1 protein-coding gene is annotated in these 355 nt (G+C 70.4%); it reads right to left on the reverse strand.

What is annotated here, in order from left to right:
- Positions 1 to 258, reverse strand: a 258-nt coding sequence (locus CVH10_RS18440; RefSeq protein ID WP_146143048.1) for a UvrD-helicase domain-containing protein, incomplete at its 3' end; no start/stop codon positions are given.
- Between the last annotated feature and the right edge of the window lie 97 nt (positions 259 to 355).

The raw sequence follows: 355 nt of genomic DNA on the forward strand, positions 1-355 counted from the left end.
CGGGACCTGGCCCTCGACCAGGCGGCCGACCACCTCTCCCACACGCTCCAGCAGCTCGCTGGCGGCCAGCTCGGTGAAGGTCACCGCGGCGATGGATCCAGGGGTGGTCCCCGTCGCAAGCAGCATGGCGATCCGGCCCGCCATCAGTGCGGTCTTCCCGGATCCCGCGCCGGCCTCGACGAGCAGGGACCTGTCGTGAGCCGTAATGGCGAGCGCGCGCTGGGCTGCGTCGGCGAGCCCCCGGTCATGGGCTGTCATCAAGCGGCTTCCCAGACGCGTGCGGCATCGCCGAGCGTCGACTTCACCAGGTCATGCTTGCGCGGGCAATAGGTCTTGTCGGCGTTCGCCGGCAACG

It is taken from the genome of Halomonas sp. ND22Bw, from assembly GCF_003011945.1.
GTDB lineage: Bacteria > Pseudomonadota > Gammaproteobacteria > Pseudomonadales > Halomonadaceae > Halomonas > Halomonas halophila.